The sequence below is a fragment of the Pseudomonas sp. PSKL.D1 genome, assembly GCF_028898945.1.
Taxonomy (GTDB): domain Bacteria; phylum Pseudomonadota; class Gammaproteobacteria; order Pseudomonadales; family Pseudomonadaceae; genus Aquipseudomonas.
The window spans coordinates 842333-856597 of sequence record NZ_CP118607.1; the positions used below are offsets into that span (position 1 = coordinate 842333).

A 14265-nucleotide genomic window follows, 5' to 3' on the forward strand; every position below is an offset into this window, starting at 1 on the left:
TTCTGGCCTTGTTGCCATGATATCGTTCCCCCTAGCCCGCAACGCCACTCAGAGAGCGCTCAATGGCCCACGCCAACCCACTGCAGCCAGGTTTCATGATCGTCCACGGCAACCGTCTCGATGATCTGCGCAGCCTGGTAGTGAGCTGGATGCGGCGTTATCCACTCGCCCCGCTGGAAAACGAAATCGCGCTGGTACAAAGCAACGGTATTGCCCAGTGGCTTAAATTGGCCCTGGCCGAAGACCCGCAGGAAGATGACCAAGGCGGTTGTGGTATTGCCGCTGCAATCGATGTGCAATTGCCCGGCAGTTTCATGTGGCAGCTCTACAGAAAGGTGCTAGGGCGCGATCAAATCCCTGAAGTGTCCCTGCTCGACAAGGCGCCCCTTACCTGGCGGCTCATGCGGCTACTGCCCAACCTGATCGAGCGCCCCCACTTCGAGCCGCTGCGTCGCTTTTTGACCGACGACACCGACCTGCGTAAACGCTACCAACTGGCTGAGCGCCTGGCCGACCTGTTTGACCAATACCAGGTCTACCGCGCCGACTGGCTCAAGGACTGGGCAAAGGGGGAGCACATCCTCAATACTGCCCGGGGCGAACGGAAGCCCCTCGCCCCCGGTAACCGCTGGCAGGCCGAACTGTGGCGCGCATTACTCGAAGACGTGGGTGAAGAGGGCATGGCCCAGAGCCGTGCAGGCGTGCACCAGCGCTTCATCGAGTGCATCAGCACGCTGGAGCAAGCGCCTGCCGGGCTGCCTGCCCGCGTCATCGTATTTGGTATTTCGTCCTTGCCCGCGCAGGCGCTGGAAGCGCTGGCCGGCCTGGCGCGTTTCAGCCAGGTGTTGTTGTGTGTGCACAACCCTTGTCGCCACCACTGGGCAGACATCGTTGCCGACAAAGACCTGCTGCGTCACCAGTACAAGCGCCAGCAGCGCAAGCAGGGCATGCCGATGCAACTGGACGACGAGTCTCTGCACCAGCACGCCCACCCCCTGCTGGCGGCATGGGGCAAGCAAGGCCGCGATTACATCAACCTGCTCGACAGTTACGATGATCCAGGCAGCTACCAGGGCGTTTTCAGCGACGGCCGCATCGATCTGTTCAGCGAAGGTGAACACAAGACGCTGCTCAACCAGTTGCAGGACGATATCCTCGAGCTACGCCCGCTGGCAGAAACACGTGAGCTTTGGCCAGCGGTCGATACGGCCAAAGACCGTTCCATGCGCTTTCATATCGCACACAGCGCCCAGCGCGAAGTAGAAATTCTGCACGACCAGTTACTGGCTCGCTTCAGCGCCGACCCTACGTTGCGCCCGCGTGATGTCATCGTAATGGTCCCGGCGATCGATACCTACGCCCCCCACATTCGCGCAGTTTTCGGCCAAGTCCCACGCAACGATCCGCGTTACATACCTTTCACCCTGACGGATCAAGGCCAACGTGGCCGAGACCCCTTGCTGATCGCCCTTGAGCACCTGCTTAAACTGCCAGACAGCCGATTCGCCGTCAGTGAAGTTCTCGACCTGCTGGACGTCCCCGCTGTACGCGCCCGTTTTGGTATACGCGAAGGCGACCTGCCAACCTTACATCGCTGGATCGAAGGCGCCGGCATACGCTGGGGTCTCAATGCCGAGCAACGCGCCACCCTGGGCTTGCCTGGGGGGCTTGAACAGAACAGTTGGCGTTTTGGCCTGCGGCGCATGTTGCTCGGGTATGCAGTTGGCGTGGGCGAAGGCTGTGACGGTATCGAACCCTATGACGAGATCGGTGGCCTGGATGCAGCCCTCATAGGCCCGCTGGTCGCCTTGCTTGATGCCTTGGATGTCGCCAACCAAGCCTTGTCCCAGCCGGCTACAGCGGCCCAATGGGGCGAGCGCCTGAATGCTTTGTTGCAAGTGTTCTTCCTGGCCGAAGGTGAGCACGATGAGTTCCTGCTGATGCAGTTGCAGGAGCTGCGAGACAGTTGGCTGCAAGTTTGCGAAACCGTTGGCCTGCAAGACCTGCTGCCCCTCACCGTGATACGCGAGGCTTGGCTCTCCGGCCTTGATCAGGGCAAGCTGTCCCAGCGCTTTCTGGCAGGTTCTGTCAATTTCTGCACCCTCATGCCCATGCGTGCCATCCCGTTCCGTGTGGTGTGCCTGCTGGGCATGAACGACGGTGACTACCCACGCGCCCAACCACCGCTGGACTTCGACCTGATGGCCAGCGATTACCGCCCAGGCGACCGCTCTCGCCGCGAAGACGACCGCTACTTGCTACTTGAAGCGCTGCTGTCTGCACGTGACCAACTCTATGTCAGTTGGGTGGGCCGAAGTATCCGCGATAACAGTGAGCGCCCGGCCTCCGTATTGATTGGTCAGCTACGTGACCATTTGGCCGCGGGTTGGCGCCTGGCGGGCGCCGATGCCCTGTTGCACGCGTTGACCCAGGAACATCCGCTGCAACCCTTCAGCCCGCGTTATTTTCAGAAGGGCAGCGCACTGTTCAGTTATGCCCACGAATGGCAGCTATTGCATCAACAGACGGCTGATGCAGTAGGGCCAGAGCTCGTGCTGCCGCCTTATGTCAGCGATGAAGCACTTACCCTGACCCAACTACAGGATTTTCTGCGCCATCCTGTACGGCACTTCTTCAGCCAGCGCCTCAAGGTCTTCTTCGAAGCACTTGAGGCACCAACGCCTGATGAGGAACCGTTTGTCCTCGACGCCCTGCAGCGTTACAGCGCCAGTGAAAGCCTGCTCGGTGCAGCCCTGAGCGACCCCGACAATGCGCAAGGTGCGCTGCAAAAGCAGGCACGCCGCCTGCAGGCATGCGGTCTGCTGCCGTTGGCTGGCTTTGGCGAGCTGTTGCAGGCCGAATTGGTCCAGCCTTTGCCCGACCTGCTGCAGCGTCATCGACAACTGCTGATGCGGTGGCCAATCGTGGTTGAAGGAGCGCTTCCCGTCCATTTCGAGCAAGGCAGTCATCGCCTCGAGGGTTGGCTTGGCCGGGTGTACCAGGCAGATGATCAAAGCCTGTTAAGTATCACCACAGTGCCAAACACCATCAGTGCAGGGCGCAACAACGTCAAGTGGCACCGCCTGATCCCCAGCTGGGTGATGCACTTGGCGGGCTGTGCAGCAGGGTACCCGCTGCACAGCGCGTTGCTGGCGAGCGACGTTACGCTGCTGCTTGGCCCTTTGCCGCAAGATCAAGCCATCGAGCAACTCAGCCAGCTGCTGGTTTCACGCCAGGCCGCGATGAATTCGCCTTTGCCGATAGCCGCCAAAACCGCCTTCGCCTGGTTGGCCCAAAGTGACCCTGACAAAGCGATCGCTGCGGCAGTACGTGCCTATGAGGGCGACGGCCGCACCAGTTTTGGTGAGCGTAGCGAGAGCATGGCTTTGGCACGCCAATTCAGAGACTTCGCAGCGCTCAGTGCTGATGAAACCTTCGAAGGGTGGTGCGAAACCCTGTACCGGCCCATGTTCAGCGCAGCCTGGCAAACCTTGGCTAACCCGGAGAGTGGCGCATGAGCCAAGACCGTCCCCTGGCACTGAGTTTCCCCCTGCACGGCAGCCAGCTGATCGAAGCCAGTGCCGGTACCGGCAAAACTTTCACCATCTCCGCGCTCTACCTGCGCCTGATTCTCGGCCATGGGGGCGAGCAAGGCTTTGGGCGTGAACTGTTGCCGCCGCAAATCCTCGTGGTCACCTTCACCGACGCCGCCACAAAAGAGTTGCGCGAACGAATTCGCACGCGTCTGGCCGAAGCTGCACGCTTCTTCCGCGGCGAACTGCCAGAGGCTGATCCGCTGTTGCACCAGCTGCGCGGCGATTACGACGAAGCACTCTGGCCGCGCTGCGCCAGCCGCCTGGAAATTGCCGTTCAGTGGATGGACGAAGCTGCGGTGTCGACCATTCACGGCTGGTGCCAACGCATGCTGCGTGAGCATGCCTTCGACAGTGGAAGCCTGTTCACCCAAAGCCTGGAAACCGACCACAGCGACCTGCTGGGCCAAGTGGTCCGCGATTACTGGCGACGCTTCTGTTACGGCATGCAAGGTGAGGCGTTGGCCTGGGTGCGTGGTAACTGGGTCAGCCCCGATGCATTGTTACCGCGTATCCGGCCGCTGTTCGGGCGTGTGAGTGCTCAGCACGACGACCTTGAGCCTCAGGCACTGATCGACGAGGCGCTGCTGCAGCGCACCGGGCAGTTGAGCCAGCTCAAAGCCCCATGGCGTCAGTGGGCCGATGAGTTGGAGCAGATTTGCCGAGATGCCGTTGCAGCCAAACAGGCCGATGGCAGAAAACTGCAGGCCCGGTTCTTCGAGCCCTGGTTTGAGAAGTTGCGCGCCTGGGCCTCGGATGATCAGGCCGCAGAGCTTGACCTTGGGACGGGTTTCACCCGCCTGACCCCAGCTGGCATGGCCGAAGCCTGGAAGGGCGATGCACCTCCCCAGCACCCGGCACTGGAGGCCATGCAGCATCTGGCGCAGCAGTTGCAGTCGCTACCCGGCCCGGAGGCCAGCGTGCTCGAACATGCCGCCGCCTGGGTGTCGGCACGCTTCGAGGTTGAAAAACGCCGGCGTGCCGAAATGGGCTTTGACGACATGTTGCTCCGCCTGGAGCGCGCCTTGGGCAGCGAGGCCGGCGAGCGTTTGGCAGGTTTGATTCGCGAGCAGTTCCCCGTAGCGCTGATTGACGAGTTCCAGGACACCGACCCGGTTCAGTACGGAATCTTCGAAAGCATCTACCGCATCAGCGAAAACCGCCCAGAGACTGGCCTGTTCATGATTGGCGACCCCAAGCAGGCGATCTACGCCTTCCGTGGTGCCGACATCTACACCTATCTGTCGGCCCGGCGGGCTACCGCCGGCCGCCTGCACAGCCTCGACACCAACTACCGCTCCAGCCAGGCCATGGTAGCTGCGGTGAATCAGGTATTCCTGCACGCAGAGGGCCGCGAGCAAGGCCGGGGTGCATTTCTGTTCCGTGAGAACAATGACAACCCCCTGCCTTTCGTGGAGGTGCACGCAAAGGGCCGCAGTGAGCAACTGCTAATCGAAGGGCAGCCTTGCTCAGCTTTGCAATGCTGGCTGCTGGAAAGCGACGAGCCGGTTTCGAATTCGGTTTACCGGCAGCGCCTGGCCGCCAGTTGCGCCAGCCATATCGTCACCTTGCTCAACAGCGGCCAGCAGGGCGTCAGTGGCTTCAACAACGCCCAAGGTGAACTTCGCCCCTGTCTGCCCTCGGACATTGCAATCCTGGTGCGTGATGGCCACGAGGCCGAGCTGATCCGCGCCGAGCTGGCGGCCCGGCACGTGCGCAGTGTGTATCTGTCCGACAAGGACTCGGTTTTTGCAGCCCAGGAGGCGCATGACCTGCTGGCCTGGCTAAAGGCCTGCGCCGAGCCTGATTCCGAACGCTTGCTCAAGGCCGCTCTGGCGAGCCTCACACTGGACCTTTCACTGGTTGAACTGGACCAGCTGAACCAGGACGAGCGGGTGTGGGAAGGCTGGGTCATGCGCTTTCGTCGCTACCGTGACACGTGGCAGCGTCAAGGCGTTTTGCCCATGTTGCGGCATCTGCTTCATGACTTCCAGTTACCGCGTACCCTCATCGGCCGCAGCGACGGTGAGCGCGTACTGACCAACCTGCTGCATCTGGCCGAGTTGCTGCAACAGGCTGCTGGCGAGCTGGACGGTGAGCAGGCGCTGATCCGCCATTTGTCCGAACACCTGGCCAATGCCGGGCAAGCCGGTGAAGACCAGATCCTGCGACTGGAAAGTGACGAGCAACTGGTCAAGGTGGTGACCATCCACAAGTCCAAGGGCTTGGAATATCCCTTGGTCTACCTGCCATTCATTTGCACTAGCAAGCCAGTGGACGGCAGCCGCTTGCCATTGGCCTGGCACGACAGCCTAGGTAATGCGCAGCTGACTCTGACCCCAGATGAAGCGCAGATAGCCTTGGCCGATGATGAACGCCTGGCCGAAGACCTGCGTTTGCTCTACGTTGCCCTTACGCGCGCCCAGCATGCCTGCTGGCTAGGGGTTGCCGACCTCAAGCGCGGCAACCAGAAGAGCTCGCAACTGCACCGCTCGGCGCTCGGTTACCTGCTGGGCGGTGGCCTGCCCCTGCAAGGGTCAGGGCAACTGGATGAGTGGCTGCAACAGTTACTGGCCAAATGCGCCCAGATCACGACCCCGGGCCTGCCCGAGGTCGACGATGTCGCTTACCGCGTGCCGCGCGCCGAGCATGAGTTGTTGCCGGCCCGCAAGCCACGGCGGGCGGCCTCCGAACACTGGTGGATCGCCTCCTACAGTGCCCTTCGGGTTGGCGAGCAGACACTCGGTGCAGACAGTTCCCAGGCGCAGCAACTGCTGGATGATGAACTGGTCGATAGCCAAACCCAGCGTGAAGTGCCGGCCGAAGGAGGGGATATTCATCGTTTCCCGAGGGGGCCAAACCCCGGCACCTTCCTTCATGGCTTGCTTGAATGGGCCGGCCGTGAAGGCTTCGCCGAAGTCGCCGCCAACCCCAAGCTGATAGAGCGTACGGTCGGCCAGCGTTGCAACCGTCGTGATTGGGCTTGCTGGATTCCTACGCTCAGTCAATGGCTGCAAACACTGTTGCAGGAACCGCTGCCTGCCGGTGGCACCACCGTCACCCTTGAGCAGCTGCAGCATTACCAGATCGAAATGGAGTTCTGGTTCGCCAGCCATCAGGTAGACGCCGTTCAACTCGACCGCCTGGTGGCGCGCCATACCCACCCTGGTTCTGCACGACCGGCCGCTGAGCCAACAGTGCTCAATGGCATGTTCAAAGGTTTCATCGACCTTGCCTTTGAACTGGAAGGGCGTTACTACGTGGCCGACTACAAGTCCAACTGGCTGGGCCCGGACATTCTGGCCTACGACCATCAGGCCATGGAAAAAGCCATCCTCGAGCACCGCTACGATCTGCAATACGTGCTCTATCTGCTTGCCCTGCATCGCCAACTGCGCACCCGGCTTGCCGATTACGATTACGACCGCCACGTGGGGGGTGCCCTGTTCATCTTCCTGCGCGGTGCCAGCAGCAGTGGTCATGGCGTGTATTTCGCCAAGCCACCCCGTGAGCTGATCGAAGCGCTGGACGCCCTGTTCCGGGGCGTCAATCAGCCTGAGCAGCAGGACCTGTTTGCCGGAGTCGCGCCATGAGCCGCACCCTCGATGACCTTTTGCCGACGCCCTTGCAGGCCGAACACTTGCAGGCGCTGGCCCCCCAACGCAACAGCGGCGACCTGTTGCAATTGCTCGACCGCTGGGTCGAACGCGGCTGGCTGCGCGCACTGGACAGGGCTTTTGTATCTTTCCTTGAAGAACGCGCGCCTGGCAGCGACCCGCTACTGCTGCTGGCTGCTGCCCTGGCAAGCCATCAGCTCGGGCACGGCCACGTGTGCCTGGACCTGCAGCAAACCCTCGCCGAGCCGGATTTTGCGCTGTCGCTACCCCCGGAAGGCGATGCGCTGACAGGCCCCTTGCTGCTGCCATCGCAACTGCTCGGCACGCTAAGCCTTGCAACCTGGCATCAGCGCATTGCGGCCAGCACGCTGGTAGCCACTGGCGATACCCCCGGCCAGCATACGCGCCCCTTGGTGCTCAGCGGTCAGCGGCTGTATTTGCGTCGCTACTGGAGCTATGAGCGGCAGATCGACCACACGCTGCGTCAACGGTTGAGCCAGCATGAGGGTGCCCCGGCAGACTTGTCGATGCGCCTGTCGCACTTGTTCGATGAAGGCGCCCTGGCCGGCCAGATCGACTGGCAAAAACTGGCGTGCGCCCTTGCGACCCGCGCCGGCTTCAGCATCATCACCGGCGGCCCTGGCACCGGCAAGACCACCACGGTAGTGCGCCTGTTGGCCCTGTTGCAGGCGCCAGCGGTTGAGCAGGGCAGGCCTTTGCGCATTCGCCTGGCTGCCCCGACTGGTAAGGCTGCCGCGCGTCTGACCGAGTCCATCGGCCAACAGGTTGAGCGCTTGCAAGTCAGTGCAGAAGTGCGCGGGCATATTCCTACCGACGTCAGCACCGTTCACCGGTTGCTGGGTAGTCGCCCGGGGTCACGGCACTTCCGCCATCACGCAGGCAACCCATTGCCGCTGGATGTGCTGGTGGTGGACGAAGCTTCGATGATCGACCTGGAAATGATGGCCAACCTGCTAAACGCGCTGCCACCCAAGGCCCGCCTCGTGCTGCTTGGTGATAAGGACCAGTTGGCATCGGTGGAAGCTGGTGCGGTACTGGGCGACCTGTGCCGCGATGCCGAGGAAGGTTGCTATTCGCCTGCCACCCAAACTTGGCTGGAGCAGGTAGGTGGGCAGTCGCTGGCTGGCAGTGGCCTGACGGCGGGTGATGCACAACGCAACCCATTGGCCCAGCAAGTGGTGATGCTTCGTTACTCCCGGCGCTTTGGCGAAGGCAGCGGCATCGGCCAACTGGCCCGCCTGGTCAACCGCCAGCAGGCGAGGGAAGCGCGTGATCTGCTTACCCTTCCTCCTGCTGATGTCTTTGGCCTGGCCTTGCGCGGCGAGCAAGACCGAGCCTTCGATCGCCTGCTGCTCGATGGCCTCAACCGCGGCACCGAAGGCCCGCAAGGCTACCGCAGCTACCTGCGCGCCATTGGCCGCTACCGTCCGGCTCCCGGTACACCCTTCGACGACCCGCGCTGGGAGCAATGGGCAGCCAAGGTCTTGCACAGCTTTGAAGATTTCCAGTTGCTGTGCGCGGTGCGCAAGGGGGCTTGGGGCGTGGAAGGCCTCAACGAGCGGGTAGCGCGGGTGCTGCACAACGCCGGGCTGATCGACAGCCAGCAGCCCTGGTACGAAGGCCGGCCAGTGCTGGTCACCCGCAACGACTACGGCCTGGGCCTGATGAACGGAGACATTGGCATTGCCCTGCGCCTGCCAGACGAGCATGGCGATGCCCTGCTGCGCGTAGCCTTCCCGCGCAACGATGGCAGTGGCGGCGTGCGCTTCGTGCTGCCCAGCCGACTGAACGAAGTGGAAACGGTGTTCGCCATGACCGTGCACAAGTCCCAGGGCTCGGAGTTCAGCCACACCGCGCTGGTGCTGCCGGACGCGCTCAACCCGGTGTTGACCAAAGAGTTGGTCTACACCGGCATCACCCGGGCCAAGCATTGCTTCAGCCTGATCGAGCCGCGTCAGGGCATTTTCGAGGAGGCTGTCATGCGCAAGGTCCGGCGTATTTCCGGGTTGATGCTGGAGCAGGTTTGACTCGCCCAGGCAACTTCAAGGCTCTTGGCCAAACCGCATCTCACGGCTATCCCCCATCAACAACGGCACATTCGCCTCCGTCACCCCGCGAATGTAATCCCACAACAACGTAATCCGCTTCAACTTGCGCAAGTCCTCGCGGCAGTACATCCAGAACTGCCGCGTCACCTCTATCTGCTCTGGCAACACCGTCACCAATCGCGGGTCCTGCGCCGCCAGGAAGCACGGCAAAATCGCCAGCCCACGCCCCTGCAACGCCGCCGTGTACTGCGCAATCACGCTGGTGCTGCGCAAATGTGCATTGGCATTGGGTATCAAGTTGGCCAAATACAACAGCTCCGAACTGAACGCCAGGTCATCCACATAGCTGATGAACGGGTGCTGCACCAAGTCGCTCACTTGCCGGATTGGCGCATGGCTGTCCAGATAACCCTGAGTCGCATACAACCGCAGCCGGTAGTCACACAGCTTGCAGCACACATATGGCCCATGCTCGGGCCGCTCCAGCGCGATGACGATGTCCGCCTCGCGCTTGGACAGGCTGATGAAGTGCGGCAGCGGCAGGATATCCACCGAAATGGCGGGGTAGGCGTCGACAAAGTGGCTCAGCTGCGGCGTGACGAAGAAACTGCCGAAGCCCTCCGTACAGCCCATGCGCACATGCCCCGACAGCGCGACACCCGACCCGGACACCTGCTCGCAGGCCATGTGCAAGGTGCTCTCGATTGACTCCGCATAACTCAGCAGGCGCTGGCCTTCTGCCGTCAGCACAAAGCCGTTGGTGCGCGACTTCTCGAACAGCAAAGTGCCCAGCGCTCCCTCCAGTGAACTGATGCGCCGCGACACCGTGGTGTAGTCGACGCCCAGCCGCTTGGCCGCGCTGCTGGCTTTGCGTGTACGTGCGACTTCAAGGAAAAACTTCAGGTCGTCCCAGTTCAGCGCACTGAGAGAGGTCAGGTCTTTTTGCATGTTGATCCGGTTTTTTTGTGCGTTCTTGTTGGATGTTTGCACATCTATACTCGAAAAAAGCCCCATGACGCCACCACGCGTTTGCCCGGCGCTGGCGATCTCGTCCTGACAATAATTCCAAGGAGAACGCAGATGAACGCACCCCAATCCCCCGACCAGACCAAGGTCGAGCAGGTCAAGCTGTTGATCGACGGCCAGTGGGTCGAGTCGAAAACCACCGAATGGCGCGACATCATCAACCCGGCCACCCAGCAGGTGCTGGCGCGGGTGCCTTTTGCCACTGTCGAAGAAGTGGATGCCGCCGTCGCTGCCGCCCAACGCGCCTTCAAGACCTGGCGCGATACCCCGATCGGCGCACGCATGCGCATCATGCTCAAATTGCAGGCGCTGATCCGCGAACACAGCAAGCGCATTGCACAAACCCTCAGCGCCGAGCAAGGCAAAACCATCGCCGATGCCGAAGGCGACATTTTCCGTGGCCTGGAGGTGGTGGAGCACGCGGCCTCCGTCGGCACCCTGCAGATGGGCGAATTCGCCGAAAACGTTGCAGGCGGTGTCGATACCTACACCCTGCGCCAGCCGATCGGCGTGTGCGCGGGCATCACTCCGTTCAACTTCCCGGCGATGATCCCGCTGTGGATGTTCCCCATGGCCATCGTCTGCGGCAACACATTCGTGCTCAAGCCATCCGAGCAGGACCCGCTGTCGACCATGATGCTGGTCGAGCTGGCGCTGGAGGCTGGTGTACCGGCGGGAGTGCTGAACGTGGTGCACGGTGGCAAGCAAGTGGTGGATGCGATCTGCACCCATCAGGACATCAAGGCCATTTCCTTCGTCGGTTCCACCGAAGTCGGCACCCATGTGTACAACCTGGCCAGCCAGCACGGCAAGCGCGTGCAGTCGATGATGGGCGCCAAGAACCACGCCGTGGTGCTGCCAGACGCCAACCGCGCGCAGGCCATCAACGCCTTGGTGGGTGCGGCCTTCGGCGCTGCGGGCCAACGCTGCATGGCCACCTCGGTTGCGGTGCTGGTGGGCAAGGCGCGTGAGTGGCTGCCAGACATCAAGGCTGCGGCGAGCCAGCTGAAGGTCAATGCTGGATGTGAACCTGGCACCGATGTGGGCCCTGTGGTTTCCAAGCGTGCCAAGGAACGTGTACTGGGCCTGATCGAAAGCGGTATCAAAGAGGGCGCCACGCTCGAACTCGATGGCCGCGGCGTGAAGGTGCCGGGTTATGAGCAAGGCAACTTTGTCGGCCCAACCCTGTTCTCGGGCGTGAAGACCGACATGCAAATCTACACCCAGGAGATCTTCGGCCCGGTGCTGGTCACCCTCGAAGTCGACACCCTCGACGAAGCCATCGCGCTGGTCAATGCCAACCCGTTCGGCAACGGCACCGGCCTGTTTACCCAAAGTGGCGCAGCCGCGCGCAAGTTCCAGAGTGAGATCGACATCGGCCAGGTCGGTATCAACATCCCGATCCCGGTGCCGGTGCCGTTCTTCAGTTTTACCGGCTCGCGTGGCTCCAAACTCGGCGACCTTGGCCCTTACGGCAAGCAAGTGGTGCAGTTTTATACGCAGACCAAAACCGTCACCGCCCGCTGGTTCGATGATGACAGCGTCAATGACGGTGTGAACACCACCATCAGCCTGCGCTAAGGAGTACGCCATGCGAATTGCATTCATCGGCCTGGGCAACATGGGCGCGCCCATGGCCCGCAACCTGATCAAGGCCGGGCACCAACTGAACCTGTTCGACCTGAACAAGACCGTGCTGGCCGAGCTTGCCGAACTGGGCGCGCAGGTCAGTGCCTCGCCCAAGGATGCGGCAGCCAGCAGTGAACTGGTGATCACCATGCTGCCGGCAGCGGCTCATGTGCGGGCTGTTTATCTCAACGAAGAAGACGGCGTGCTGGCCGGCATTCACCCCGGTACGCCAACCGTGGATTGCAGCACCATCGACCCTCAGACGGCGCGCGATGTGTCCAAAGCTGCAGCGGCAAAGGGCGTGGACATGGGCGATGCGCCGGTGTCCGGCGGCACCGGCGGCGCGGCGGCGGGCACATTGACCTTCATGGTGGGCGCCAGCAGCGAGCTGTTCGCCACCCTCAAGCCGGTGCTGGAGCAGATGGGCCGCAATATCGTGCACTGTGGCGAGGTGGGTACGGGGCAGATCGCCAAGATTTGCAACAACCTGCTGCTGGGCATCTCGATGATCGGGGTGTCCGAAGCCATGGCACTGGGCAATGCGCTGGGGATAGACACAAAAGTGCTGGCCGGCATCATCAACAGCTCGACCGGGCGTTGCTGGAGTTCCGACACCTATAACCCATGGCCGGGCATCATCGAAACCGCGCCGGCTTCACGCGGTTACACCGGCGGGTTTGGTGCAGAGCTGATGCTCAAGGACCTAGGCTTGGCCACCGAGGCGGCGCGCCAGGCACATCAGCCGGTGATTCTTGGGGCGGTGGCCCAACAGCTGTATCAGACGATGAGCTTGCGCGGGGAGGGAGGTAAGGACTTCTCGGCGATAGTTGAGGGTTATCGGAAGAAGGATTGACGAGCGAGGACTTCATCGCGGGGCGGGCGGCGTTCTCTCTGCAACTGCGCACCAGAGGGAAGACCGCACGAGCCGCGATTTTTTTGCTAATTCCGCCGCTGTATCTATTGCTGTACTTGATATCACGTCAAACGTAATAGTCTATCGGCGATGTGTAGGATGATTAAAGCGCAAAAAGATAAACCAAGACATATCCAAGTGGTTCGCAGTAGAATTTTCATTGGGTAAGGGAAGTTTTTTATCTGGTCTGCATCCGCTAATCCTCTATGGATATAGAAATTCGGTGTGGTTAGCATCCCCGCAATCATGCTCAGACGCATGGCATTTCCGAGCATGCCTGCTCTTGAATAGACTCGTTTGTTTCCCTGTATAAACTTACAGTTCGCAAGGGAGGCCTCGATTTTAGTGATGTGAAATATTGCGACATAGATTAACGTGCACACGGAAGCGCAGATGAAGGTTATCAAGATTGCTGCCGTGATAACCATTATGGTATATGTCATCGCATCACCTCATATACAAGTTCACCTGCTTTGCCTGCCCATTCTTTTCCTATTTCACCTCCCAGCATGCCACCCAATGCCCCACCAATAACTCCACATGCAAGCGTTCCCCCACCGCCTGTTGCCAAGCCAAAGGCGACGCAAACCTGACCTAGTGCGTACCCGCCCAGAAAGGCTCCGCCACTGGTACCACCAAGGGCTCCTACTAATGATGCCCCATAGACGTATTGCGCTTTCCTACACTCGTCTTCTCTACCAAAAGTGCAGGCTTTGTGAATGTCGAGGCTAGTAGCAGAAACTTCCAGTGCGACGCCTATGTAAGTTCCCTTTTTGACCAAATTAGCAGCCTTCGCCACCCCCGCCACCTTGTTCGCATACCCGGCAATCTCCCCCGTATGCAAAAAACTCTTCGTGGAAATCCCCAGCGTCCTTTTGATAGACCCAGCGTTCCTCAACCCTGAGCCATACGCCGCCAGCTTCCCCAGTTGCTCCTCCAACCTCATGAACAACGCCGAACGCTTGGCATAAAACTGGTCCCGCGCCCCCGTTGCACCAGCCCCAAGATACTGCTGATACAGCTTCTCGATCTCCATCAACGTGGCTTCGATTGCCTTCAAGTGCTTGCTCCACCCTTCACTGACTACGCCCGCGCCCATGGACGCGTGCGCAATCAGGCTTTTGAGGGTTTCGAAGTTGTCGATGAAGAAGTTATCCACACCCTGGCCGTTGCGCATCAACCCCATGTGCACTACAGCGGCCTGGCGCATCATCCAGGCCTCCTGGCTGGTACAGGACGCGGTGGTTGGGTCGCCGATGATGATCAGTTCGCCATTGCGCACGACCGTATTGGCCACGTGTGCATTCAACACGTCGAACTTATCCAGCGAGTGGCCTGTCAGCGCAAGGTCGGTCTTTAGCCGGTGGTAGTTTTGCAGCTTGAGGTTGATGAACGTGCGGGCTTCGGACATGGCGGTA

The 14265-nt window shown here is 61.0% G+C and carries 7 protein-coding genes; 5 read left to right on the forward strand and 2 right to left on the reverse strand.

Features of this window, described 5'->3' with window-relative positions; all coding sequences use genetic code 11:
* Window positions 1-62: 62 nt before the first annotated feature.
* From recC to recD, 3 genes are read left to right on the forward strand one after another with little or no spacing between them, the layout of a single operon-like run.
* Window positions 63-3518 (forward strand): exodeoxyribonuclease V subunit gamma, encoded by a 3456-nt coding sequence (gene recC / locus PVV54_RS03585; RefSeq protein WP_274908627.1) that lies wholly within the window; start codon window positions 63-65, stop codon window positions 3516-3518.
* Window positions 3515-7186, forward strand: a complete 3672-nt coding sequence (gene recB, locus PVV54_RS03590; protein ID WP_274908628.1) for an exodeoxyribonuclease V subunit beta — start codon at window positions 3515-3517, stop codon at window positions 7184-7186. Before recC ends, recB begins: the two co-directional genes overlap by 4 nt.
* The gene (gene recD, locus PVV54_RS03595; RefSeq protein WP_274908629.1) at window positions 7183-9258 is read left to right on the forward strand and encodes an exodeoxyribonuclease V subunit alpha; all 2076 of its coding nucleotides are present in this window, start codon (window positions 7183-7185) and stop codon (window positions 9256-9258) included. Before recB ends, recD begins: the two co-directional genes overlap by 4 nt.
* A gap of 15 nt (window positions 9259-9273) precedes the next feature.
* Here recD and PVV54_RS03600 read toward each other — a convergent pair whose 3' ends face one another.
* On the reverse strand, window positions 9274-10227 hold the full coding sequence (locus PVV54_RS03600; RefSeq protein ID WP_274908630.1) for a LysR family transcriptional regulator: 954 nt from the start codon (window positions 10225-10227) through the stop codon (window positions 9274-9276).
* A 132-nt stretch (window positions 10228-10359) separates the two neighbouring features.
* Here PVV54_RS03600 and PVV54_RS03605 point away from each other — a divergent pair, with 132 nt between their 5' ends.
* A complete protein-coding gene (locus PVV54_RS03605; RefSeq protein WP_274908631.1) occupies window positions 10360-11886 on the forward strand; it encodes a CoA-acylating methylmalonate-semialdehyde dehydrogenase in 1527 nt (508 codons plus the stop codon).
* Between the two features lie 10 nt (window positions 11887-11896).
* A complete protein-coding gene (gene mmsB / locus PVV54_RS03610; protein ID WP_274908632.1) occupies window positions 11897-12787 on the forward strand; it encodes a 3-hydroxyisobutyrate dehydrogenase in 891 nt (296 codons plus the stop codon).
* A 499-nt stretch (window positions 12788-13286) separates the two neighbouring features.
* On the opposite strand, the gene PVV54_RS03615 is transcribed toward mmsB, so the two are convergent.
* Window positions 13287-14258 carry a hypothetical protein gene (locus tag PVV54_RS03615; RefSeq protein WP_274908633.1) on the reverse strand — a complete coding sequence of 324 codons (972 nt, stop codon included), beginning with the start codon at window positions 14256-14258 and terminating at the stop codon, window positions 13287-13289.
* Window positions 14259-14265: the final 7 nt, after the last annotated feature.

Bases quoted from the DNA above. Each gene is read 5' to 3' on its own strand.
- PVV54_RS03605 (WP_274908631.1), top strand. From the start codon at position 10,360: ATGAACGCACCCCAATCCCCCGACCAGACCAAGGTCGAGCAGGTCAAG.
- recD (WP_274908629.1), top strand. From the start codon at position 7,183: ATGAGCCGCACCCTCGATGACCTTTTGCCGACGCCCTTGCAGGCCGAA.
- recC (WP_274908627.1), top strand. From the start codon at position 63: ATGGCCCACGCCAACCCACTGCAGCCAGGTTTCATGATCGTCCACGGC.
- PVV54_RS03600 (WP_274908630.1), bottom strand. From the start codon at position 10,227: ATGCAAAAAGACCTGACCTCTCTCAGTGCGCTGAACTGGGACGACCTG.
- PVV54_RS03615 (WP_274908633.1), bottom strand. From the start codon at position 14,258: ATGTCCGAAGCCCGCACGTTCATCAACCTCAAGCTGCAAAACTACCAC.
- recB (WP_274908628.1), top strand. From the start codon at position 3,515: ATGAGCCAAGACCGTCCCCTGGCACTGAGTTTCCCCCTGCACGGCAGC.
- mmsB (WP_274908632.1), top strand. From the start codon at position 11,897: ATGCGAATTGCATTCATCGGCCTGGGCAACATGGGCGCGCCCATGGCC.